Here is a 19,916-nt window from a genome sequence, read left to right as displayed (position 1 = left end):
GACGCCGGTCGCACCGGCCGGCGTCCGGGCACCCCACCCGCCACTCGCCCCACCAGGAGATCCATGACCATCGTCGACGACGCCCCGGCGTCCGTGAGCCTCGCGACCGCCATGCGCGAGGGCTCCAAGGTCGAGCACGAGGCGGCCGAGGGCTCCTCGTTCATGACCGAGCTGCTCGACGGCCGGCTCGACCGGGCCGGCTACGCCGCCTACCTGCTGCGCCTGCGGGTCGTCTACGCGGCGCTGGAGGAGGCGGTGCGCACCCACGCGAGCGACCCCGCGGTCGCCGCCGTCCACGACCCGGCCCTCGAGCGGCTGGCCCGCATCGACGCCGACCTGGCGCACTGGGCCCCCGGGGTCGTCGAGCAGGAGGTCCGCTCCCCTGCGGCCGCGGCGTACCGGGAGCGCATCCTCGCCGCCGGAGAGCAGGCCGCGGAAGGGTGGGGCGGGGCGCTGGTGGCGCACCACTACACGCGCTACCTCGGCGACCTCTCCGGCGGCCAGGCCATCGGTCGCATCCTCGACCGGACCTTCGGGCTCGACGGCGCAGGGGTCTCCTTCTACGCGTTCCCGGAGATCCCGAAACCCAAGCCCTACAAGGACCGCTACCGCTCCCGGCTCGACGCCCTGGGTCTCGGCGCGGACGACGTGGACCGCGTGGTCGCCGAGGTGAAGGTCGTCTTCAACCTCAACCAGGCCCTCTTCGTCGAGCTCGGTGAGCGGCTCCCCGAGTACCGCCGCTGACGAACGGGCCCGCCGTTCAGTCCGACCTGGGGTCCGAGCCGGCGTCCGACCCGGCGTCCGGGCCGTGGGCGCCGCCGTTGCCGCCGTTGCCGGCCAGGGCGTCGTCGTCGACGATCACGGTGACCCCCGGGATGTTCAGCAGCCCGTGCTGCACCGCCCAGATCACCGCCTGCGATCGGCTCCGCGCCCCGATCTTGCGGTAGAGCTGCCGGATGTAGGTCTTGACCGTGTTCACGCCGATGAACAGGCGCTCGGCGATCTCGTGGTTGTTGCAGCCGGCGGCGACCAGCTCGAGCACCGCGCGCTCACGGTCGCTCAGGTCCTCCACGCGACCTCTCATCGCCAGGCGGACCGGCGTGGGATCACGGTAGGGCGGCCCCTCGGTGCTTGTCATGGGATGCGCCTTCCGGTCTCGGGGTTTACAACATAAACCTGCCACCTCCCGGACGCCGCATCAAGGCGGCCGGGGCGGGAGGTGTCGGCCGGACCGGTGCTCGCCTACAGTCGGGGGCAACGACTTCCAGCGCCGCACGCCGGCACGATTCGAGGTGACGTGGTCGACCAGGCCGAGGCAGGGACGCTCGACGTCGACGCCGCGGTCGTCCGCGGCGAGCAGCCGCCCTCCAGGCGGGAGCCGCTCGACCGGGAGCGCATCGTGCGGGCCGCCGTGGCGTTCATCGACCGCGAGGGTCTGGCGACCCTGACGATGCGTCGTCTCGGCCAGGAGCTCGACGTCGAGGCGATGGCGCTCTACCGCTACGTGCCCGGGCGGGAGGACCTGCTCGACGCCGTCGCCGGGTTCGTCATCGAGGAGATGCAGGACGACGACGACGTGCACGACCACCCGCACGACGGCTGGCAGGACTTCCTCCAGCGCCTCGCGCACGGCGTACGACGGGTCGCGCTGCGCCACCCCAAGGTCTTCCCCCTCGTCGCGTCTCGGCCCCCCGAGGCGCCGTGGCTGCGGCCGCCGCTGCGCAGTCTCGACTGGGTCGAGACGTTCCTGGCCGGGCTCGAGGCCGACGGGTTCTCCGACGAGGCAGCGGTCGCGGCCTACCGCAGCTTCACCAGCTTCCTGCTCGGCCACCTGCTGCTCGAGGTCGCCAGCCACGGCGCCGACCTCGGACCGCTCGACGTGATCGAGGACGCGGAGGAGCCGCCGGCCCGCGAGCTGCGCGCCGAGTACGCCCACGTGACGCGGATGCGCGGACTGCTCACCGAGGACCACTCGTCCAGCGAGTTCGAGGAGGCCCTCGAGGAGCTGCTCAACCGACTGGCGCTGATGCTCCAGCTCGACGCGCGGCGCTAGGAGACCTCGGTCGCCACCTCGGGCCGACCCGGGGCCGCTGCCACCACCTCACCGGTGAGCCCGTCGATCCGCTGGGTCCCGCCGGCCGACGAGCGCAGGGCGTTCAGGGCGATGGCCCGACGGTCGAACGACTCCGTCTCGTCGTGGGGCCCCGTCCCGGCGAGGATCCCGCGGCGAGCGTGCCCGGCGCGCCGGGCCGACCACGCCCGCCGACGGCCCACGCCGCGCACCGCGCCACCCGTCCGCGCAGGCCGAGGCGATGCTGTCCGTCGTCCCGGGGATCAGGTCGGGCCACGGCGACGGCCGGCGTCGCGTGGGTGCGTGGGCCGCCGGAACCCGGTCGCCGCAGGTCGCCGGCCGGGATAGCGTCACGGCCGTGACCGAGGATCGGGGACCAGGGCTGTCGGACGTCGTGCGCGTGGGTCGGATGATCGTCGATCGCTGGGTGCGCCAGGCGCGTGCCATGGACCGGCCCAGCGTGCGCTCGATGGTGGCCGAGCACCTGGGGCGGGCGCCGGACGACCTTCCGGTGGTCGAGGACACGTGGCCGCCGTACGAGCACGTGAACGTCCAGCGCGCCCTGGATGCGTGGTTGGCCGAGCCCGGGCGCGAGCACGTGATGGTGGGGCTGACCGGCTACCGGCACCGCGGCGACTTCGGCCTGGCCGACCTGGTGGCCGACGACACCGAGATGGCGATGCACGGCCCGCGTCCGGGGAACCTGACCCGGGTCAGCCGCGCGGCCGGGCCCGGGGACGAGACCATCGACTGCCTGCGCGCCGCGCTCGTGCTGGTGACGGAGGGCCGGCGGCGGCTCGCGGTGCTGTTCCGCGGCCCCGACCGCGACGCCGACAGCGAGGGCGTCCGGGTCGAGGTCATCTCCACCGACGCCCGTGACGGTCGCCGGCTGACCGAGCAGCTGCGGACCAAGGCACTGGAGCTCAACGTCTACCGCGGCCAGGTCGTCTCCTTCGGCCACTCGATGTTCGGTGAGCGGTCCTCGCTGCTGCGCTTCCAGGAGCGCCCCCGGGTCGCTGCGGCCGACGTCATCCTGCCGACCGACACCTTCGACGACATCCGCCGCCAGGTGGTGGGGGTGGCCCGCAACCGCGACCGGTTGCGGGCCGCCCGGCAGCACCTCAAGCGCGGCCTCCTCCTGTACGGGCCGCCGGGGGCCGGCAAGACGCACACCGTCCGCTACCTCATCAGCGAGCTGACCGACACGACCATCGTCGAGCTGACCGGTGAGTCGCTCGGGCTGCTGCGCGAGGCCTGCTCCATCGCCCGCGCCCTCCAACCCGCGCTCGTCGTGGTGGAGGACGTCGACCTCATCGCCGAGCAACGTGACCACTACGGCGGCGAGACGCCGATGCTGTTCACCCTGCTCAACGAGATGGACGGGCTCGCCGAGGACGCCGACGTCGTCTTCCTGCTCACCACCAACCGCGCCGACCTCCTCGAGCCGGCGCTCGCCGCGCGGCCCGGACGCGTCGACCAGGCCGTGGAGGTCCGCCTGCCGGACGCCGAGGGCCGGCGCCGCCTGCTCGAGCTGTACCGCGGTGGGCTGGACCTCGACACCAGCCGCGCCGAGGAGGTGGTGGCCGCCACCGACGGCGTGACCGCCAGCTTCCTCAAGGAGCTGCTGCGCCGCGCCGCCGTGCTCGCCGCCGACCGCACCCCGGACGGCGAACCCGCGGACGCCCTCCACGTCAGCGCCGACGACCTCGAGCACGCCCTCGCCGAGCTGCTGGACACCCGCAACGCGATGACGCGGGCGGTCCTGGGAGCCGGCGCCGACCAGGCGACCTGAACGAGCCCGGGTGGAGGCGGCACCGCCACGAGGGTCGTGGTCCGGCTCAGGGATCCCAGTGGTCGACCAAGCCGGCGGCGTGCAGCGACTGCGTGATGCTGCCGTGCACGGCGACTCCAGGCATGGACATCGACACCCGGACGAAGGTACTTTCCTCATCGGAAAGTACTTCTCAGAGATCGGGACGGCGATGGACCTGACGCGACGCGACGCCGCGGCCTTGTTGGACGACGCAGCGGCGGTCGGGACGGCCGTACGCGCCAGGGCACCGCAGGAGCGTCCCCTCTACGTCGCGACGGGTCTCACGATCCTCCTCCTCGGCCTGGCCGTCGACCTCAACGGCGTGGGTGGGTTCGCCGGCGCCGTGGGGGCGATCCTCGTGCTGGTCGCCCTCGCCGTCACGGTGGCCACCCACGTCCCCTACCTGCGCCGGTACCAACGCGTACGGGCACGCAGCACCCCGGTCCGTGTCGAGTGGGCACTCGGGCTCTGGGCGGCCGCCGCCGTGATCGGCCTCGGCACCGTGCTCGACCCGACCCTCGACCTCGCCTTCACCGTCGGCGGCATCGTCGGCGCGGCGCCCTTCCTGTCCTGGGCCCGGCAGCTCCGGGACAGCGCATGACCACGCACCCGCGGGTCCGTCTCGACGACCTGGTCCACCAGCCGGTGCGCTTCTCCCTCCTGGCCGGTCTGGCCCAGGCAGACGAGCTCGAGTTCCGGTTCCTCCGCGACACCCTGGGGATCAGCGACTCCCTCCTGTCACGCCAGGCCTCGACCCTGGAACAGGCCGGGTACGTCGCCATCCGCAAGGGCCACGTCGGCAAGTGGCCCCGCACCTGGCTCAGCCTCACCCCGCAGGGCCGGACCGCCTTCCACGACCACCTCGACACGCTGCGCGAGATCGTCGGACCCGCGACCGCGACGGTCGACGCAGCCGAGGAGTCCACCCGATGACGCGGACGATCGCCGTGACCCAGACCGGCCTCACCGGCTCGTCGCTGGACCTGCAGGAGGCCGGCACACCCGAGGGCCGGATCGTGTTCAGCGGCCTCCTCAGGCGTTCGGCGCAGCTGGACCTCGGGCACCAACGGCTCACGTTCACGACGCTGGGCCTGTGGGGACGCACCGTGCGGGCCGACTCCCCTGGCGGCACCGTGGGCGAGCTCCGCCGGGCCGGCACCCGGGGCAGGGGGACCGCCGAGGTCCACGGGCGGCACTACCGCCTCACCACCAGCGGCGTGCTCCGGCGTCGCTACCACTGGGCCGCCGCCGACGACACCGAAGTACTGAGCCTGAGGCTGGGCGGCGTCCTCAGGACGACCGGCGCGATCGAGGTCTCCGACGTCGCCGTCCCCGACGACGTGGCCGTGCTGATCGGGCTCGGGCTGGTCGCTCGCCGCGCCTCGGAGGGCGACTCCGCCGGCGGGGCGGCCGGGGCAGGCTGACAGGACCACCCCGGTCCTGGACGGGTCAGGGCGAGGCGTCGCCTGCGTCGAGCCGGGTTGCCCCCGAGCCCTAGGGTTGCCCTCGACGTGGGACGTGACCCGCGGTCGGATCAGGCACCGCAGCGCCGCGTCACGCCCCGAGCTCCTCGGGCCGCGGCGTGCCGCCAACCGAACGGGAGAGACCATGACGCGCGTCCGCAGCACCGAGCGACGCCGAGCGAACCGCAGGACCGCCGCCGTCCTCACCGCGCTGGCCGCGGTCGCCGTGACCGCAGCCGGCGCCGGCGCGGTGCACGTGACCGCGTCCGAGCCCCCGACGGCGAAGACGGTCGCCAGCCCGGCGAGCGAACCGTTCTGGGCCGACGAGTTCACCGGGCGCTCCGGCACCCGCCCGGACGCCGGCACGTGGCACAGCGAGGTCGGCAACCGGCGCCAGCAGGGCTGGTGGAACAACGAGCTGCAGTACTACACCGCCCGGGCCGCGAACTCGGCGCTGAACGGGTCGGGCAAGCTGGTGATCAGCGCCAAGCGGGCGGGACGTCGTACGCACCTGCCGTGCTGGCCACGCGGCCGGTGTGCCTACACCTCGGCCCGGCTCACCACCGAGGGGACGGTGTCGCTGACCTACGGGCGCGTGGACGTCCGCGCCCAGATCCCCACCGGCAGGGGCCTGCTCCCGGCGATCTGGATGCTGGGCAACAACGGCCGGGTCTGGCCCAAGCAGGGCGAGATCGACATCGTCGAGGTCGTCGGCGGCGAGCCCCGCACCGCCTACGGCACGGCACACGGGCCGACCTACTTCAACGAGGACGGACTCGGCGGCACCGTCGACCTCGGCGGCCGCGCGAGCAGGCGTTTCCACCTCTACTCCGTGGTCAAGGAGCCGAGGCGGATCACCTGGCTGGTCGACGACGAGCCCTACTTCACCCTCACGCCACGGGACCTCCCCTCGAAGCGGGACTGGGTCTTCGAGCAGGACATGCACCTGCTGATGAACGTCGCCGTCGGCGGTGACTGGCCCGGCAGGCCGGGCCGGGCCACCAGGTTCCCCGCCGCGATGAAGATCGACTACGTCCGGATGTACGGCCAGGGCGTCGTCGACGGCGTCACGGTCCGGAGCCCTGACCAGGACGGCCGACCCGTCGGTCGATGAGTTCCTCCTGGTCGCCCGGTCTGGATCCACGTCCACCCGGGCTCCGGACGCTCGCTGCGCGTCAGGAGCGTCATCCTGAGGAGGCAGTGTGCGGCTTCTGCTCACGTCCGCCGGCGTCACGAACCCGAGCATCCGCGACGCGCTGACCGACCTCCTGGGCAGCCCGATCGGCGACTCCCGCGCCCTCTGCATCCCCACGGCGCAGTACGGGCATCCCGCGCTCACTCCCGAGGGGGCGTGGAGCTTCATCAGCGGTCAGTCCCCCCTCCCGATGTGCGGGCTGGGGTGGCGGTCCGTGGGGGTCCTGGAGCTCACCGCGCTGCCCAGCATCGCGGAGGAGCGCTGGGTCCCCTGGGTCCGGGAGGCAGACGTCCTGCTGGTGGCCGGCGGTGACGCCCTCTACCTGTGCCACTGGATGCGGGAGTCGGGGTTGGCGGAGCTGGTGCCGTCGCTGCGCGACACGGTCTGGGTGGGGCTGAGCGCCGGCAGCATGGTGCTGACCCCGCGGATCGGGCAGGGGTTCGTCGAGTGGGAGTCGCCCACCGGTGACGACCAGGCGCTGGGCGTCGTCGACTTCTCGATCTTCCCGCACCTGGCACCCGAGGGCCTACCGGGGAACACCATGGCCGAGGCGGAGCGATGGGCGGCCGCCATCCCGCACCCGGGATACGCGATCGACGACGAGACCGCGATCCGGGTGGTCGACGGAGCCGTCGACGTCGTCTCCGAGGGCAGCTGGCGGCTGTTCCCCGCCTGACCCCGCGAGGTCGTCGTGGCGATCCTCGGAGCACCGACACCTCGTCGTGCTCATCCGCCCGCACAGGACGGCACCGTCAGCCGTGCTCTCCCCACGGCCTCTCCGTCAGGAGCCGTTGCTGTCCCCAGCAGAAGCGGGACTCGGCGATGAAGTCCTCGACCCCGTCGGAGAAGACGTCCGGGCAGCGTCGCTAGGAGCCAGTGGGGTCGCGGTGGATCCCCAGGAACCGGCGCAGGACGTCGGCCCCCTCGACCGAGACCGGGCCGTCGGGGCGGACGAACGTAGCGGGCGTCACGACGACGCGCTGCTCGTCCACCCCGACCTTGCCCTGCCTGGTGTGCTGCACGATCCGGCGACGGCCGTTGTCGACGTACCCGGCCTTGCGGCTGACCGCTGCCGACGCGTGGTTGCCGACGATGAAGCCCGACTCGCACTGGACGGCGCCGAGCTCGTCGAACGCGAACCCGACCGCGAGCTGCCGCATCAGCGTGCCGGTCCCCCTCCCCTGGTGGGCTCTCCCCAGCCACGAGCCCGTCAGGACGACGCGCGTCTGGGCGAAGTCCTTCGCGTGCAGGTCCTGCACCCCGACGAGCTCGCCGTCGCGACGGACCACCAGGGCGAGGCGCCACTCGTCGGGTGTGAAGGTCGATCGCTGCGTCCACCACCACCTCAGCGACGTCGTCGGGAACCCGTCGGGCGAACCGGGTGCGAAGGGCTCCTGGTGCCACGCACTGAGGAACGGCATCGGCAGGTCCGAGCCCTCGATGCCGTCGCGGACGAGCTCGACGAGGGCGGGGAGGTCGTCGTCGCGAAGGACCCTGAGCTCCACGGGGCCACCGCGGATCCGCAGCGCGAACGGCGGGAACACGTCCTCCAGGGTGAGCACGCGCCTCCTCACCCCTCCCGCATCGGCACCCGGACGTCGCGCTCGTCGGCCACCTCGACCGCGCGGTCGTAGCCGGCGTCGACGTGACGGATGACGCCCATGCCGGGGTCGTTGGTCAGCACCCGCGCGAGCTTCTCCGCGGCCAGCGCGGTGCCGTCGGCGACGCAGACCTGTCCGGCGTGCAGCGACCGGCCGATGCCGACGCCTCCGCCGTGGTGGAAGGAGACCCACGTCGCGCCGGAGGCGGTGTTGACGAGCGCGTTCAGCAGCGCCCAGTCGGCGATCGCGTCGGAGCCGTCGAGCATCGCCTCGGTCTCGCGGTACGGCGACGCGACCGAGCCGCAGTCGAGGTGGTCGCGCCCGATCACCACCGGCGCCGAGAGCTCGCCGGAGGCGACCATCTCGTTGAACCGCAGGCCCGCGCGGTGCCGCTCGCCGTAGCCCAGCCAACAGATCCGGGCCGGCAGGCCCTGGAACGCCACGCGCTCGCCGGCCATGGTGATCCAGCGGCGCAGCCGCTCGTCATCGGGGAACAGCTCGAGGACCGCCCGGTCGGTGGCAGCAATGTCGGCCGGGTCGCCGCTGAGCGCGGCCCACCGGAACGGCCCGCGACCCTCGCAGAACTGCGGCCGGATGTACGCCGGCACGAACCCCGGGAACTCGAACGCCCGGTCGTAGCCGCCCTTGCGCGCCTCGTCGCGGATCGAGTTGCCGTAGTCGAAGACCTCGGCGCCGCGGTCCTGGAACTCCACCATGGCCCGCACGTGCGCGGCCATCGACGCCTGCGCGTCCTTGGTGAACCCGCCGGGGTCACGGTCGGCCGCGGCGTGCCAGTCGTCGACGGAGACGCCGACGGGCAGGTAGGACAGCGGGTCGTGCGCCGAGGTCTGGTCGGTGACGACGTCGATCGGGGCGCCCTGCTCGAGCAGCAGCGGGAACACCTCGGCGGCGTTGCCCAGCAGACCGATCGACAGGGGCCGCCGCTCGTCGCGCGCGGCGACCGCCCGGCGTACGGCGTCGTCGACGGAGTCGGCCTGCTCGTCGAGGTAGCGGTGCTCGATGCGGCGGGTGATGCGCTCCTGGTCGACGTCGACGCAGATGCAGACGCCGTCGTTCATGGTCACCGCGAGCGGCTGGGCGCCACCCATGCCGCCGAGCCCGGCGGTCAGGGTGATCGTCCCGGCCAGCGTGCCGCCGAAGCGCTTGTCGGCCACCGCCGCGAACGTCTCGTAGGTGCCCTGGAGGATGCCCTGGGTGCCGATGTAGATCCACGACCCCGCGGTCATCTGGCCGTACATCGTCAGCCCGAGGTCCTCGAGCCGCCGGAACTCCTCCCAGTTGGCCCAGTCGCCGACCAGGTTGGAGTTGGCGATCAGCACCCGCGGCGCCCAGGTGTGGGTGCGCATCACGCCCACCGGGCGGCCCGACTGCACCAGCATCGTCTCGTCGTCGGCGAGGGTGGTCAGCGTGCGCACCAGGGCGTCGTACGACGGCCAGTCGCGCGCCGCCTTGCCGGTGCCGCCGTAGACGACGAGGTCCTCGGGACGCTCGGCGTTGTCGGGGTCGAGGTTGTTCATCAGCATCCGCAGTGGGGCCTCGGTCTGCCACGACCGGGCCGTGAGGTCGCTGCCGCGTGCAGCGCGGATCGGCAGGCGAGGGTTGGCTTCGTGGGTCACTGGAGCTCTCCGATCTGGGTTTCGACGGCGGCGACGACGGCGCCGTCGGCGACGAGGTTCACGACGGCCTCGATCTCGGGGGCGAGGTGGCGGTCGGGACCGGGGCCGGCCACCCCGGCGCCGCGCAGGAGGGAGACGACCGCGGCCGTCGCCGGCGACGGCGAGAGCGGTGCTCTCAGCTCGAGGGCACGGGCGCCGGCGAGCACCTCGACCGCGACGACCCGGGTCAGCCCGTCCACGGCGCGACGCAGCTTGCGTGCGGCCGACCAGCCCATCGACACGTGGTCCTCCTGCATCGCGCTGGACGGGATCGAGTCGACCGACGCCGGCACCGCGAGCCGCTTGAGCTCCGAGACGATCGCGGCCTGCGTGTACTGCGCGATCATCAGCCCGCTGTCGACGCCGGGGTCGTGGGCGAGGAACGGGGGGAGGCCGTGGTTGCGGGCCTTGTCGAGGAACCGGTCGGTACGCCGTTCGCTCATCGAGGCGACGTCGGCCGCGGCGATCGCCAGGAAGTCGAGCACGTAGCCGACCGGGGCGCCGTGGAAGTTGCCGTTGGACTCGACCTGATCGCCCAGCACCACCGGGTTGTCGACCGCCGAGGCCAGCTCGCGGCCCGCGACCGTGGCGGCGTGCTCGACGGTGTCACGCGCCGCGCCGTGCACCTGCGGCGCGCAGCGCAGCGAGTAGGCGTCCTGCACCCGGTTGCAGTCGGGACCGCGGTGCGACGCGACGACCCCCGACCCGGCCAGGATGCGAGCCAGGTTGGCCGCCGAGGCCGCCTGCCCGGGATGGGGCCGCAGCGCCTGGAGCCCGGCCGCGAAGACCCGGTCGGTGCCGAGCAGCCCCTCGACCGACATCGCGGCGGCGACGTCGGCGGTGCGCAGCAGCAGCCGCAGGTCCTGCAACGCCAGCACCAGCATGCCGAGCATGCCGTCGGTGCCGTTGATCAGCGCGAGGCCCTCCTTGGCGGCGAGCTCGACCGGACGCAGGCCCGCGGCGGCGAGCGCCGTACCGGCCTCGACCAGCGCGCCGTCGGCGTCGCGCACCGGCCCCTCCCCGATCAGCGCCAGGGCACAGTGCGACAGCGGGGCCAGGTCACCGGAGCAGCCGAGCGACCCGTGCTCGTGGACCACCGGCGTGATGCCGTGCGACAGCAGGGCGGCCAGCAGCTCGGCGGTCTCGCGGCGTACACCGGTGTGGCCGGTCGCCAGCGTCGAGAGCCGCAGCAGCATCAGCGCCCGCACCACCTCGCGCTCCACCTCCGGCCCGGAACCGGCGGCGTGCGAGCGCACCAGCGACCGCTGCAGCTGGGCGCGCTGCTCGGGCGGGATGTGCCGGGTGGCGAGCGCGCCGAACCCGGTGGAGACGCCGTACGTCGGCGTCGGCCCGGCGGCCAGCGCCTCGACGACCGCGCGCGACCGGTCGATCGCGGCGAGCGCGTCGGGCCCGAGCTCGACCGCGGCGCCGTACCTCGCGACGGCGAGCAGGTCGGCGGGATCGACCGGTCCGGTGCCCACGACGACGGTCGTCGGTGGGGTGGTCGGGGGTGAGGTTGCCATGGGTCCATCCAACGCCGCGGGCACGCCGCGGGCCACCGCGGGCTTCGCTGGGTCGTGACCAGACCACGACTAGACCACCACAAGACAACTGCATCGGGCTCGCGCACGCGGGGTACTCCCCCCCACAGCATTCCGCTGCAACCCCCACCGCACACCGCTTCACCCCCCAGGAGCGCCTCTCCCCCGAAGGAGCCCCCACCATGCGCCGCACACTCCCCGTACTCCCCGCAGCGACCGCAGCGATCGCTGCTGCCGTCCTCTGCCTCAGCTCGTTGCCCGCTGCTGTTGCCGCCCCCACCGGCCCCGCCGACCGTCTCGCCGCCGCGGCCCCCGCCCCCGCGGCCAAGGTGCGCACCAAGTTCGCGCTCGCGGGTGCCGCCTACGGCACCCGGGTCGAGGGCGGCCAGCTGCCCGCCAACTCCGACGACACCGCCTACCAGCGGATCGGCTGCACCAACTTCGCCGGCGACAACCGCGTCAACTACGTGGCCGACCAGACCCTCCCCGGCCTCGGCAAGGTCGAGGGTGTCCGCTCCCGGGTCTGGACCGAGCGGCGCGGCGGCACCGTCTCGTCCTACGCGAGGCACTCGATCGCCAAGCTGACGATCGGCCTGCCGAGCCTCGGTGCGCTGGAGGTCACCGGCATCAAGTCGGAGAGCCGCGCGTTCAACCGCAACGGCAGGTTCGGCACCGCCGTCGACAACGAGATCGCCCGGATCACGCTGCGGGCCGCGGGCGTGCCCGCCCGGACGCTGGCCATCCCGGCTCCCGGCGAGACCCTGACGATCCCCGGGCTCCTGACGCTCTCGCTCGGCAAGAGCCGGAGGTCGGTCACCGGCAGCTCGGCCCGGATCGAGGCCAACGTCATCGACGTCAAGGTGCTCCCGCTCGGCACGCGTGCCCGGGTCGCCCGGACCTTCGCGCAGATCCAGGGCGGCATCCGCCAGGGCGTCTTCAAGGGCTACGCGGCCGGCCTGGAGGCCCGCGGCCTCGACGACAACCTCAAGATCGGCCGCAACCCGCTCGCGATCGTCCCGTGCCGCGGCAACGACGCCAAGCTCAAGAACACCGCCGGCGTCGACCTCGGCGACCTCGGCGCCGTGAGCGGTCTCGCGGCCGGCCACCGGACCAGCAACCGCCCGCGCGTGGCCACGGGCACCGCCGCCGGCCGCGTCGCCGGTGTCGAGCTCTTCGACGGCCGGATCAAGATCGAGGGCATCATCGGCGTCGCCACCGTCAAGCGCGACCGCGGGCGGCTCACCCGCAGCACCAAGGGCAGCACGGTCCTCGACATCACCCTCGACGGGCGCAAGCTGTCGTTCCCGGCGCTCGGCAAGATCACCATCCCCGGCCTGGTCGAGCTCGACGACCGCGTCGTCAAGCGCACCGCCAACGGCCTGCGCGTGATCGGCCTGCGGATCAAGGTCCTCGACGGCACCGGTGCCGTCGTCGACCTCGGCGTGGCCGAGCTCGGCATCCGTCCCGGGGTCCCCGCCGGCCGCTGACCCCTGCGACACCCCACGCTGACCCGTCGTACATGTACGACGGGTCAGCGCGTTTTCGACGTCGACCCGTCGTACCTGTACGACGGGTCGGCGCTTTCCCCACCTCTCGTGATCCGGCCCGGAGGGCGTCGGCGAGTCCTACGATGACCCGACGGCGGCCGCTGCGGTCCTCGTCTGCTCTCCCTCCGAGGTGGAACGCATGGACACCCAGACACCCCTCCGTCGCGTGGTGGCGGCGCTCGCCGTCGCCGTGGCCGTCGTCGTGACCGCCCTGGCGCTGCCGTCCTCCGCCGGCCGCCAGACGGCGTCCCTGCGCGAGGCCCACGAACAGGCCAAGGCCGAGGCCGGGGTCCCCCACACCGACCCGCCCGGCACCCCCGTCCACACCCACGACCCGCGCTACCAGAACGCCCTGGCCCGCAGCGGTGAGCGCGGCAAGGAGACCCGCGACCCCACGACCGCGGCGCAGGCCCGCGCCGCGGCCGCGTACGTCGCCTCCGAGCGCCGGCTGCCCGACCCCCGGCTGACCACGGTGCCGCCCGTCCAGACCCGGCGCGACGTCCCCCAGGACCGCTACGCCATGGCCGGCGGGTGCTACGTGCTCAGCCCGGCACCGGGCCGCTTCGTCCGGCGTACCGGTGCGGGCGTCCGGGTCGCCGCGGTCGGCACCCGCAGGGCGACGCGGTTCCGCTTCCAGGCCACCCGGCTCGGGTCCTACCTCCTCTACTCCCACGGCCGCACGTTCCTCGCCGGCAGCGACGGCCTCGGGGTCGACGCCGACCCCAGCCCCGACGCCGAGTGGACCGTGCGCCGCACCCGCGCGGGGTTCGTCCTCGGCCTGCGCGGCGGCCGCTACCTGCAGGTCCGCGGCTCGGCGGTGGGTCTCGGCGCCCGGCCCACGGCGTTCGCGCTGCGCCGCGTCGACCCCTGCGTGTCCTTCCCCGAGTCCCAGATCGACATCGGCGGCAACCCGCACGCCGGCGTGACCTCCTTCCAGGAGGTCCGCGGGTACGTCGACGCCCACACCCACGGGATGGCCTTCGAGTTCCTCGGCGGCCGGGCCCACTGCGGCCGCCCCTGGCACGAGTACGGCGTCGAGGCCGCGCTCGTCGACTGTCCCGACCACACCGTCACCGGCGGCAACGGCGCGCTGCTCGAGTCGGTCCTCTCCGGCTCACCGAGCCACGACCCCGTCGGCTGGCCGACGTTCAAGGACTGGCCCGCACCCGACTCGCTGACCCACGAGGGCACCTACTACCGCTGGATGGAGCGCGCCTGGCGCGGCGGCCAGCGCCTGTTCGTCAACCTGCTGGTCGAGAACAACAAGCTCTGCGAGATCTACCCGCTGAAGAAGAACAGCTGCGACGACATGGACTCCATCCGGCTGCAGGCCCGCCGGATGTATGAGTTCCAGAACTACATCGACGCCCAGTTCGGCGGGCCCGGCAAGGGCTTCTACCGGATCGTCCGCTCGCCGTTCGAGGCCCGCCGGGTGATCAACCAGGGCAAGCTCGCCGTGGTCATGGGCATCGAGACGAGCGTGCCCTTCGGCTGCACGTTCAAGGCGGTGCTCGGCTCCGACGTCCCCGCCTGCACCGCGGCCGACATCACCCGCCAGATCGACCAGATGCACCGCCTGGGCGTGCGGCAGATGGAGCTGGTCAACAAGTTCGACAACGCCCTCGGCGGCGTCGCGGGCGACGAGGGCCCGACAGGGGTGGCCATCAACGCCGCCAACTTCCTCGAGACCGGCACCTTCTGGGACATGCGCACCTGCTCGCCCGCCACCACCGAGAGCTCCGACCGCAACCAGGTCGCGCTGCCGGGCGGCGCCCCCGGCCAGGACGCCATCTTCGGCGCGATCGGACAGCTCTTCGGCGGGCTGCTCCCGGCCACGCCGCTCTACCCGCCGCCCAACCACTGCAACGCCCGCGGCCTGACGTCGCTCGGCGCGCACACCATCCGCGCCCTGGTGCGGCGCGACATGCTCTTCGACCCCGACCACCTCAGCGTCAAGGCCCGCCGCGCCGCGCTTGACGTCATCGAGCGGCTCGACCACCCGGGCGTGCTCTCGAGCCACTCGTGGTCGACCCCCGACGCCTACCCCCGCATCTACCGGGCGGGTGGCTTCATCGCCCCGTACGCCGGCGACTCCACGGGCTTCGTCGACAAGTGGCGCCGCCACATCGGCTGGGCCGACCCCCGCTACTACTGGGGCATCGGCTTCGGGGCCGACATCAACGGCCTCGGCGCGCAGGGCGCCCCCCGCGGCGTCGGCGTGCGCAACCCGGTGACCTACCCGTTCCGCGGACTCAACGGCATCAGCGTGCGCAAGCAGCGCGCCGGGAGACGGGTCTACGACATCAACCGTGACGGGGTCGCCCAGTACGGCCTGTACCCCGACTGGGTCCAGGACCTCACCAAGGTCGCCGGCGCCACCCGACCGGCCGACGGCCCGGCGATCCGCGACGACATGGCGCGGGGGGCCGAGGCCTACCTGCAGATGTGGGAGCGCGCCACCGGCATCGCCCCGGACTCCTGCCGCAACCCCGGCCTGCGCAAGAACGTCGGCCAGGTCTCCCGCCTCGTCCGCCGCGGGATGAGCACCACCCAGGTGATGCGTGCCGTGGGCCAGCCGTTCCGCCGGCTCGGACGCGACTACGGCGTCTGCGCGAAGGCTCCTGGCCGTCCCCGGGTGCTGGTGACGATCACGTTCACCCCCCAGGGTCGGGTGGCCGCGGTCCGCGCGTAGTTACCAGCCAGTAGGATCCTTCTCACGCCGGGAACCCGGCGTCCCTGCGCGGTGCGGCCCCTAGGCTGCGACCTGCCCGTGCCGCGCGGGCCGTGCCAGTTGGGAGTGCCGTCGTGCATCAGCTAGACCTCTGGGTCCGCCTCGTCGCCCTGCTCATGACGATCGTCGGGCTCGCCCTCGCCGGCAAGCGGATCGTGTTCCTGTTCCGCCTGATCACCGCCGGCGAACCCGCCCCCGACCGGATCAAGGGCGTGACCAGCCGGCTCGGCCTCGCGCTCAAGACCCAGCTGGTCGAGGTGGTCGGCCAGAAGAAGCTGCTCAAGTGGTCGGTGCCCGGCGCCGCCCACGCCTCGGTCTTCTACGCCTTCATCATCCTGGGCACGGTCTACCTCGAGGCGTTCGGCATCCTGATCTCCGGCAACGCCGCCTGGCACATCCCGGTCGTCGGCACGTGGGACGTCATCGGCTTCGCCCAGGACACCATCGCGCTGCTGGCGCTGCTCGGGATCCTCGCCTTCTGGCAGATCCGGATGAAGAACTCGCCCAACAAGCTCGGCCGCGACTCGCGGTTCTTCCGGTCCAAGCTCTTCGGCGCCTACCTGGTGCTGTTCTTGATCTTCAACGTCGTCTGGACGATGTTCTTCTTCCGGGGCGCCGCGGCGGCGATGGGAAACCTCCCCTACGGCAACGGCGCCTACGCCTCGCAGGGGGTCGGCAAGCTCCTCGACGGGTTCGGCGAGGGCACCCTCGAGCTGCTCGAGGGCATCGGCCTGCTGCTGCACATCGCCGTGATGTTCGTGTTCCTGGTCGAGGTGGTCAACTCCAAGCACCTGCACGTCTTCATCGCCCCGATCAACGTGCTGTTCGGACGACGTCCGGTCGCCCTCGGCGCGGTCAAGAACCTCATCGCCGACGGCAAGGTGCTGACCCTCGACGACATCGACGACGTCGACGAGGACACCAAGCTCGGCGTCGGCAGCGTCGAGGACTTCACCTGGAAGGGCACCCTCGACCTCGCGACCTGCACCGAGTGCGGTCGCTGCCAGAGCCAGTGCCCGGCGTGGAACACCGAGAAGCCGCTGTCGCCCAAGCTGCTGATCATGGCGCTCCGCGACGCGTCGTACGCCCGGGGTCCGCACACCATCGCCTCCGATGACAAGCGCGCGGCGCTGCTCGAGGGCAACGACACCCTGGTCAAGGAGCTCGACCGCCCGCTGGTCGGCGACACCGGCGACGACTGGTTCTACATGCCCGAGAACGGGTCGGCCGTGATCGACCCGGACGTGCTGTGGTCGTGCGTCAACTGCGGTGCCTGCGTGGAGCAGTGCCCGGTCGACATCGAGCACGTCGACCACATCGTCGACATGCGCCGCTACCAGGTCCTGGTCGAGAACAACTTCCCGGCCGAGCTCAACCAGCTCTTCAAGGGCATGGAGAACAAGGGCAACCCCTGGAACATGTCGGCCTCCGCCCGGATGGACTGGGCCAAGGACCTGCCGTTCGAGGTCAAGGTCGTCGGCGAGGACCTCGAGTCGCTCGAATCGGTCGACTGGCTGTTCTGGGTCGGCTGCGCCGGCGCCTACGAGGACCGCGCCAAGAAGACCACCCGCGCGGTGGCCGAGCTGCTCGACATCGCGGGCGTCTCCTTCGGCGTGCTCGGCAACAACGAGACCTGCACCGGTGACTCCGCCCGCCGGGCCGGCAACGAGTTCGTCTTCCAGGGCCTCGCCCAGCAGAACATCGAGGTGTTCAAGGAGTTCAAGGTCAAGAAGGTCGTCTCGACCTGCGCCCACTGCTTCAACACGCTCAAGAACGAGTACCGCGACTTCGGCATCGAGCTCGAGGTCGTCCACCACACCCAGCTGCTCAACCGCCTGGTGCGCGACGGCAAGCTGACGCCGGTCGCCGACGGCGCCGGTGCGCACCAGCGCTCGATCACCTACCACGACCCGTGCTTCATCGGCCGCCACAACGGCGTCTACTCGCCGCCGCGCGAGCTGCTGCAGGTGCTGCCCGGGGCGTCGTACGTCGAGATGGAGCGCAACTCCGAGCGGTCCTTCTGCTGCGGCGCCGGTGGTGCCCGGATGTGGATGGAGGAGACGCTCGGGTCGCGGATCAACGAGAACCGCACCGCCGAGGCGGTCGGCACCGGTGCCGACCAGATCGCGGTCGGCTGCCCGTTCTGCCGGGTGATGCTCTCCGACGGGCTCACCTCGATGCAGTCCGACGGCGGTGCCCGCGAGGAGGTCGAGGTCCTCGACGTCGCCCAGATGCTGCTGGCCTCGGTCAAGGGCGAGCAGGCCACCAAGCTCGCCCCCGGTGCCGGCGGCCAGAACGGGCAGTCCGCGCAGTCCGTGGCGACCAAGGCCGAGCCCGAGGCCGGCGACGTGACGATCACCGAGGACACCGTGGTCGCCACCGAGGACGCCGGTCCGGCGGCGAAGGCGTCGGGCGGCAGCTCGTTGTTCGACACCCCCACCGACAGCGCCGAGACCACCGCCGAGGACAAGACCCCGGCCGAGGAGGCCCAGGCCGCCAAGCCGGCCTCGAAGGGCGGGTCGCTGTTCGACCTGAGCGACGCCGGGGACGACGAGCCCGAGACCGAGCCCGCCAAGCCCGCCGCGAAGGCATCGAGCGGTTCGCTGTTCGACCTCGGCGGCGACGAGCCCGAGGCCGAGCCGACCGAGCCCGCCAAGCCCGCGGCGAAGGCATCCAGCGGTTCGCTGTTCGACCTCGGCGGCGACGAGCCCGAGGCCGAGCCCGCGAAGCCTGCTGCCGAGACCGAGACGAAGACCGAGACGAAGACCGAGACGCCGGCGAAGCCGGCGACCGACCTCGGCTCCGGCGGCTCGCTCTTCGACATCGGTGGTAACGAGCCGGAGCCGGAGCCCCAGCCCGCACCGACGGCCGCGGCGCCGGTCGAGACCGCGCCCGAGCCGCGGGCCGTGGCGCCGGCGGCGAAGCCCACCGTCGACCTGGGTTCCGGTGGTTCGCTGTTCGACATCGCGGCGCCCGAGCCCGAGCCCGAGCCCGAGCCGGCGGCTGCGGCCCCGGAGCCGACCCCCGAGCCGACCGCTCCGGAGCCCGAGCCGGCGCCGGAGGCAGCGGCGGCGGTGGAGCCCGCGCCGTCGGCTGCCCCGTCGGCCGAGATCCCGCAGGGCGGTTCGCTGTTCGACATCCCGGCCCCCGAGCCGGCGGCAGCGGCACCCCGGACGAGCGTCAGCACGCCCGAGCCCACCGAGCCGGAGGACACGGCCACCGAGACGTCGTCCAGCGACGAGGGCGCGCCCGGCACCCTGTCCGGCGGCGCCGCGGTCAGCGCGGCGGCCACCGCCGCGGCGGCCGACGACACCGAGCCCGATGCGTCCGAGTCCGAGGCCGCCGCGGAGGAGTCCGACCCGAAGCCGCAGGCCAGCGGTCCGGCCCACCAGCCGCGCACCGACGTGGAGATCGGCGGAGGCTCGCTCTTCGACCTCTGAGCCACCCGCACCGCACGTGGGCCGTCCCGGTCAACCCGGGGCGGCCCTCGTGCGTCGTCCGGGCATGACCCGGATCGCGCTGCTGCTGGCCACCCTCGCCCTGACGGCGTGCTCGACGCCGTCGCCCCCGAGCCCCCAGCGCTCCCCCGCCGCCAGCGCGTCGCCGAGCAGCGGGGCGCCCACGCCCCGTCCCATCCCCTCTGTCGAGCCGCCACGCCTGGTCGGCGTGCACGGGTTGCCCGAGGCGCAGCGCCGCGCGGCCGAGTCGTTCGTGGGGTTGGCCCGCGGCGGGCCGCCGCCGACGGCGTCGCGCCGGGTCCTGCTGCTCGTCGGCCACGAGGTGGTGGCGGTCGTGCGTCGGCACGCCGTCGGTGACCACAGGCGCTGGCGGGTCTGTCCCGCGGCGGGCACCTACGCCGGATGGATGTGCCCGTTCGACCTGCTCCGGCCGTTCGCCAGCGGACGGGTCACCCTCGGCACCGCCCCGCCCCGGCACCCCTGCCTCGCACCCGGTCCTCCGCTCCCGGCCGGCCTGGCCGGTCTGCGCGCGGTGACGCTGACCCGGGGCAGCACCTGCGTCGACCACGTCGCGGTCCGGCTGTTCCTCGACGACGCCGGCCGCATCGTCGCGGCCGACCTCCAGGCGTCCGAGCCGTGAGCCGTCGATGTTGCGCCGGCGCCGGGTCCTCGGACGTCGCGAGGTACCCGGGCGCCACGACCGGCCGCGGGGGTTCGGGGGGTCGTCCTGACGGTTCGCGGGCGAAGTTCTGCCCGCGGAGCGCGGGTTTCCCCGGTGCACCGGGGATCCATGCACCGGCCGCCCCACCACCGACCCCGA

Annotated in this window: 17 protein-coding genes; 12 read left to right on the top strand and 5 right to left on the bottom strand. The window is 73.1% G+C overall.

Going from position 1 to position 19,916, the window contains the following annotated elements:
• Positions 1 to 63: 63 nt before the first annotated feature.
• Entirely contained in the window at positions 64 to 744 is a 681-nt protein-coding gene (locus tag AC4MBH_RS01015; RefSeq protein ID WP_491792464.1) for a biliverdin-producing heme oxygenase, read from the top strand.
• Positions 745 to 760: 16 nt separating this feature from the next.
• Here the strand turns inward: AC4MBH_RS01015 and AC4MBH_RS01010 are convergent, their stop codons facing one another.
• A complete protein-coding gene (locus AC4MBH_RS01010) occupies positions 761 to 1,138 on the bottom strand; it encodes a response regulator transcription factor (protein ID WP_491792463.1) in 378 nt (125 codons plus the stop codon).
• A 159-nt stretch (positions 1,139 to 1,297) separates the two neighbouring features.
• Between AC4MBH_RS01010 and AC4MBH_RS01005 the strand changes: the two genes are divergently transcribed.
• Entirely contained in the window at positions 1,298 to 2,053 is a 756-nt protein-coding gene (locus AC4MBH_RS01005; RefSeq protein WP_491792462.1) for a TetR/AcrR family transcriptional regulator C-terminal domain-containing protein, read from the top strand.
• Here the strand turns inward: AC4MBH_RS01005 and AC4MBH_RS01000 are convergent.
• Positions 2,050 to 2,283: a hypothetical protein gene (locus AC4MBH_RS01000; RefSeq protein WP_491792461.1), complete on the bottom strand. Its 234-nt coding sequence runs from the start codon at positions 2,281 to 2,283 to the stop codon at positions 2,050 to 2,052. The two genes, AC4MBH_RS01005 and AC4MBH_RS01000, sit on opposite strands and share 4 nt — an antisense overlap.
• A gap of 233 nt (positions 2,284 to 2,516) precedes the next feature.
• Here AC4MBH_RS01000 and AC4MBH_RS00995 point away from each other — a divergent pair, with 233 nt between their 5' ends.
• The 6 genes from AC4MBH_RS00995 to AC4MBH_RS00970 all read left to right on the top strand — a co-directional run bounded on the left by AC4MBH_RS00995 (position 2,517) and on the right by AC4MBH_RS00970 (position 7,218).
• The gene (locus AC4MBH_RS00995) at positions 2,517 to 3,863 is read left to right on the top strand and encodes an AAA family ATPase (protein ID WP_491792460.1); all 1,347 of its coding nucleotides are present in this window, start codon (positions 2,517 to 2,519) and stop codon (positions 3,861 to 3,863) included.
• A 190-nt stretch (positions 3,864 to 4,053) separates the two neighbouring features.
• Entirely contained in the window at positions 4,054 to 4,485 is a 432-nt protein-coding gene (locus tag AC4MBH_RS00990; protein WP_491792459.1) for a hypothetical protein, read from the top strand.
• Complete coding sequence (locus AC4MBH_RS00985; protein ID WP_491792458.1) at positions 4,482 to 4,817, top strand: winged helix-turn-helix domain-containing protein; 336 nt, start codon at positions 4,482 to 4,484, stop codon at positions 4,815 to 4,817. The genes AC4MBH_RS00990 and AC4MBH_RS00985 overlap by 4 nt, the downstream gene beginning before the upstream one ends.
• On the top strand, positions 4,814 to 5,308 hold the full coding sequence (locus AC4MBH_RS00980; protein ID WP_491792457.1) for a hypothetical protein: 495 nt from the start codon (positions 4,814 to 4,816) through the stop codon (positions 5,306 to 5,308). Before AC4MBH_RS00985 ends, AC4MBH_RS00980 begins: the two co-directional genes overlap by 4 nt.
• Positions 5,309 to 5,492: 184 nt before the next feature.
• Positions 5,493 to 6,461 carry a glycoside hydrolase family 16 protein gene (locus tag AC4MBH_RS00975; protein ID WP_491792456.1) on the top strand — a complete coding sequence of 323 codons (969 nt, stop codon included), beginning with the start codon at positions 5,493 to 5,495 and terminating at the stop codon, positions 6,459 to 6,461.
• An 88-nt stretch (positions 6,462 to 6,549) separates the two neighbouring features.
• A complete protein-coding gene (locus tag AC4MBH_RS00970) occupies positions 6,550 to 7,218 on the top strand; it encodes a Type 1 glutamine amidotransferase-like domain-containing protein (protein WP_491792455.1) in 669 nt (222 codons plus the stop codon).
• 190 nt (positions 7,219 to 7,408) lie between these two features.
• On the opposite strand, the gene AC4MBH_RS00965 is transcribed toward AC4MBH_RS00970, so the two are convergent.
• Genes AC4MBH_RS00965 through hutH form a run of 3 tightly spaced genes read right to left on the bottom strand, consistent with a single transcriptional unit; the run spans position 7,409 to position 11,342 of the window.
• The gene (locus tag AC4MBH_RS00965; protein WP_491792454.1) at positions 7,409 to 8,104 is read right to left on the bottom strand and encodes a GNAT family N-acetyltransferase; all 696 of its coding nucleotides are present in this window, start codon (positions 8,102 to 8,104) and stop codon (positions 7,409 to 7,411) included.
• 8 nt (positions 8,105 to 8,112) lie between these two features.
• Positions 8,113 to 9,780, bottom strand: a complete 1,668-nt coding sequence (gene hutU, locus AC4MBH_RS00960; RefSeq protein WP_491792453.1) for a urocanate hydratase — start codon at positions 9,778 to 9,780, stop codon at positions 8,113 to 8,115.
• On the bottom strand, positions 9,777 to 11,342 hold the full coding sequence (gene hutH, locus AC4MBH_RS00955; protein ID WP_491792452.1) for a histidine ammonia-lyase: 1,566 nt from the start codon (positions 11,340 to 11,342) through the stop codon (positions 9,777 to 9,779). Before hutH ends, hutU begins: the two co-directional genes overlap by 4 nt.
• A 200-nt stretch (positions 11,343 to 11,542) precedes the next feature.
• On the opposite strand from hutH, the gene AC4MBH_RS00950 reads away from it, so the two are divergent.
• From AC4MBH_RS00950 to AC4MBH_RS00935, 4 genes are all read left to right on the top strand, one after another.
• Positions 11,543 to 12,847 (top strand): choice-of-anchor P family protein, encoded by a 1,305-nt coding sequence (locus AC4MBH_RS00950; protein WP_491792451.1) that lies wholly within the window; start codon positions 11,543 to 11,545, stop codon positions 12,845 to 12,847.
• 199 nt (positions 12,848 to 13,046) lie between these two features.
• Positions 13,047 to 15,599: a hypothetical protein gene (locus AC4MBH_RS00945; protein ID WP_491792450.1), complete on the top strand. Its 2,553-nt coding sequence runs from the start codon at positions 13,047 to 13,049 to the stop codon at positions 15,597 to 15,599.
• 113 nt (positions 15,600 to 15,712) lie between these two features.
• Positions 15,713 to 19,078 carry a (Fe-S)-binding protein gene (locus AC4MBH_RS00940; RefSeq protein ID WP_491792449.1) on the top strand — a complete coding sequence of 1,122 codons (3,366 nt, stop codon included), beginning with the start codon at positions 15,713 to 15,715 and terminating at the stop codon, positions 19,076 to 19,078.
• 64 nt (positions 19,079 to 19,142) lie between these two features.
• Positions 19,143 to 19,736 carry a hypothetical protein gene (locus tag AC4MBH_RS00935; protein ID WP_491792448.1) on the top strand — a complete coding sequence of 198 codons (594 nt, stop codon included), beginning with the start codon at positions 19,143 to 19,145 and terminating at the stop codon, positions 19,734 to 19,736.
• Positions 19,737 to 19,916 lie beyond the last annotated feature (180 nt).

Source organism: Nocardioides sp. WJ219, assembly GCF_058559815.1.
Note: the sequence above shows the minus strand (reverse complement) of the source record. Positions and strands in the feature narration are given on the sequence as shown.

Excerpts from the sequence above, each read along its gene's own strand:
- AC4MBH_RS00980 (WP_491792457.1), top strand. The coding sequence starts at position 4,814 with ATGACGCGGACGATCGCCGTGACCCAGACCGGCCTCACCGGCTCGTCG.
- AC4MBH_RS00945 (WP_491792450.1), top strand. The coding sequence starts at position 13,047 with ATGGACACCCAGACACCCCTCCGTCGCGTGGTGGCGGCGCTCGCCGTC.
- hutH (WP_491792452.1), bottom strand. The coding sequence starts at position 11,342 with ATGGCAACCTCACCCCCGACCACCCCACCGACGACCGTCGTCGTGGGC.
- AC4MBH_RS00990 (WP_491792459.1), top strand. The coding sequence starts at position 4,054 with ATGGACCTGACGCGACGCGACGCCGCGGCCTTGTTGGACGACGCAGCG.
- AC4MBH_RS01015 (WP_491792464.1), top strand. The coding sequence starts at position 64 with ATGACCATCGTCGACGACGCCCCGGCGTCCGTGAGCCTCGCGACCGCC.
- AC4MBH_RS00935 (WP_491792448.1), top strand. The coding sequence starts at position 19,143 with ATGACCCGGATCGCGCTGCTGCTGGCCACCCTCGCCCTGACGGCGTGC.
- AC4MBH_RS01010 (WP_491792463.1), bottom strand. The coding sequence starts at position 1,138 with ATGACAAGCACCGAGGGGCCGCCCTACCGTGATCCCACGCCGGTCCGC.
- AC4MBH_RS00995 (WP_491792460.1), top strand. The coding sequence starts at position 2,517 with ATGGACCGGCCCAGCGTGCGCTCGATGGTGGCCGAGCACCTGGGGCGG.
- AC4MBH_RS00975 (WP_491792456.1), top strand. The coding sequence starts at position 5,493 with ATGACGCGCGTCCGCAGCACCGAGCGACGCCGAGCGAACCGCAGGACC.
- AC4MBH_RS00985 (WP_491792458.1), top strand. The coding sequence starts at position 4,482 with ATGACCACGCACCCGCGGGTCCGTCTCGACGACCTGGTCCACCAGCCG.
- AC4MBH_RS00950 (WP_491792451.1), top strand. The coding sequence starts at position 11,543 with ATGCGCCGCACACTCCCCGTACTCCCCGCAGCGACCGCAGCGATCGCT.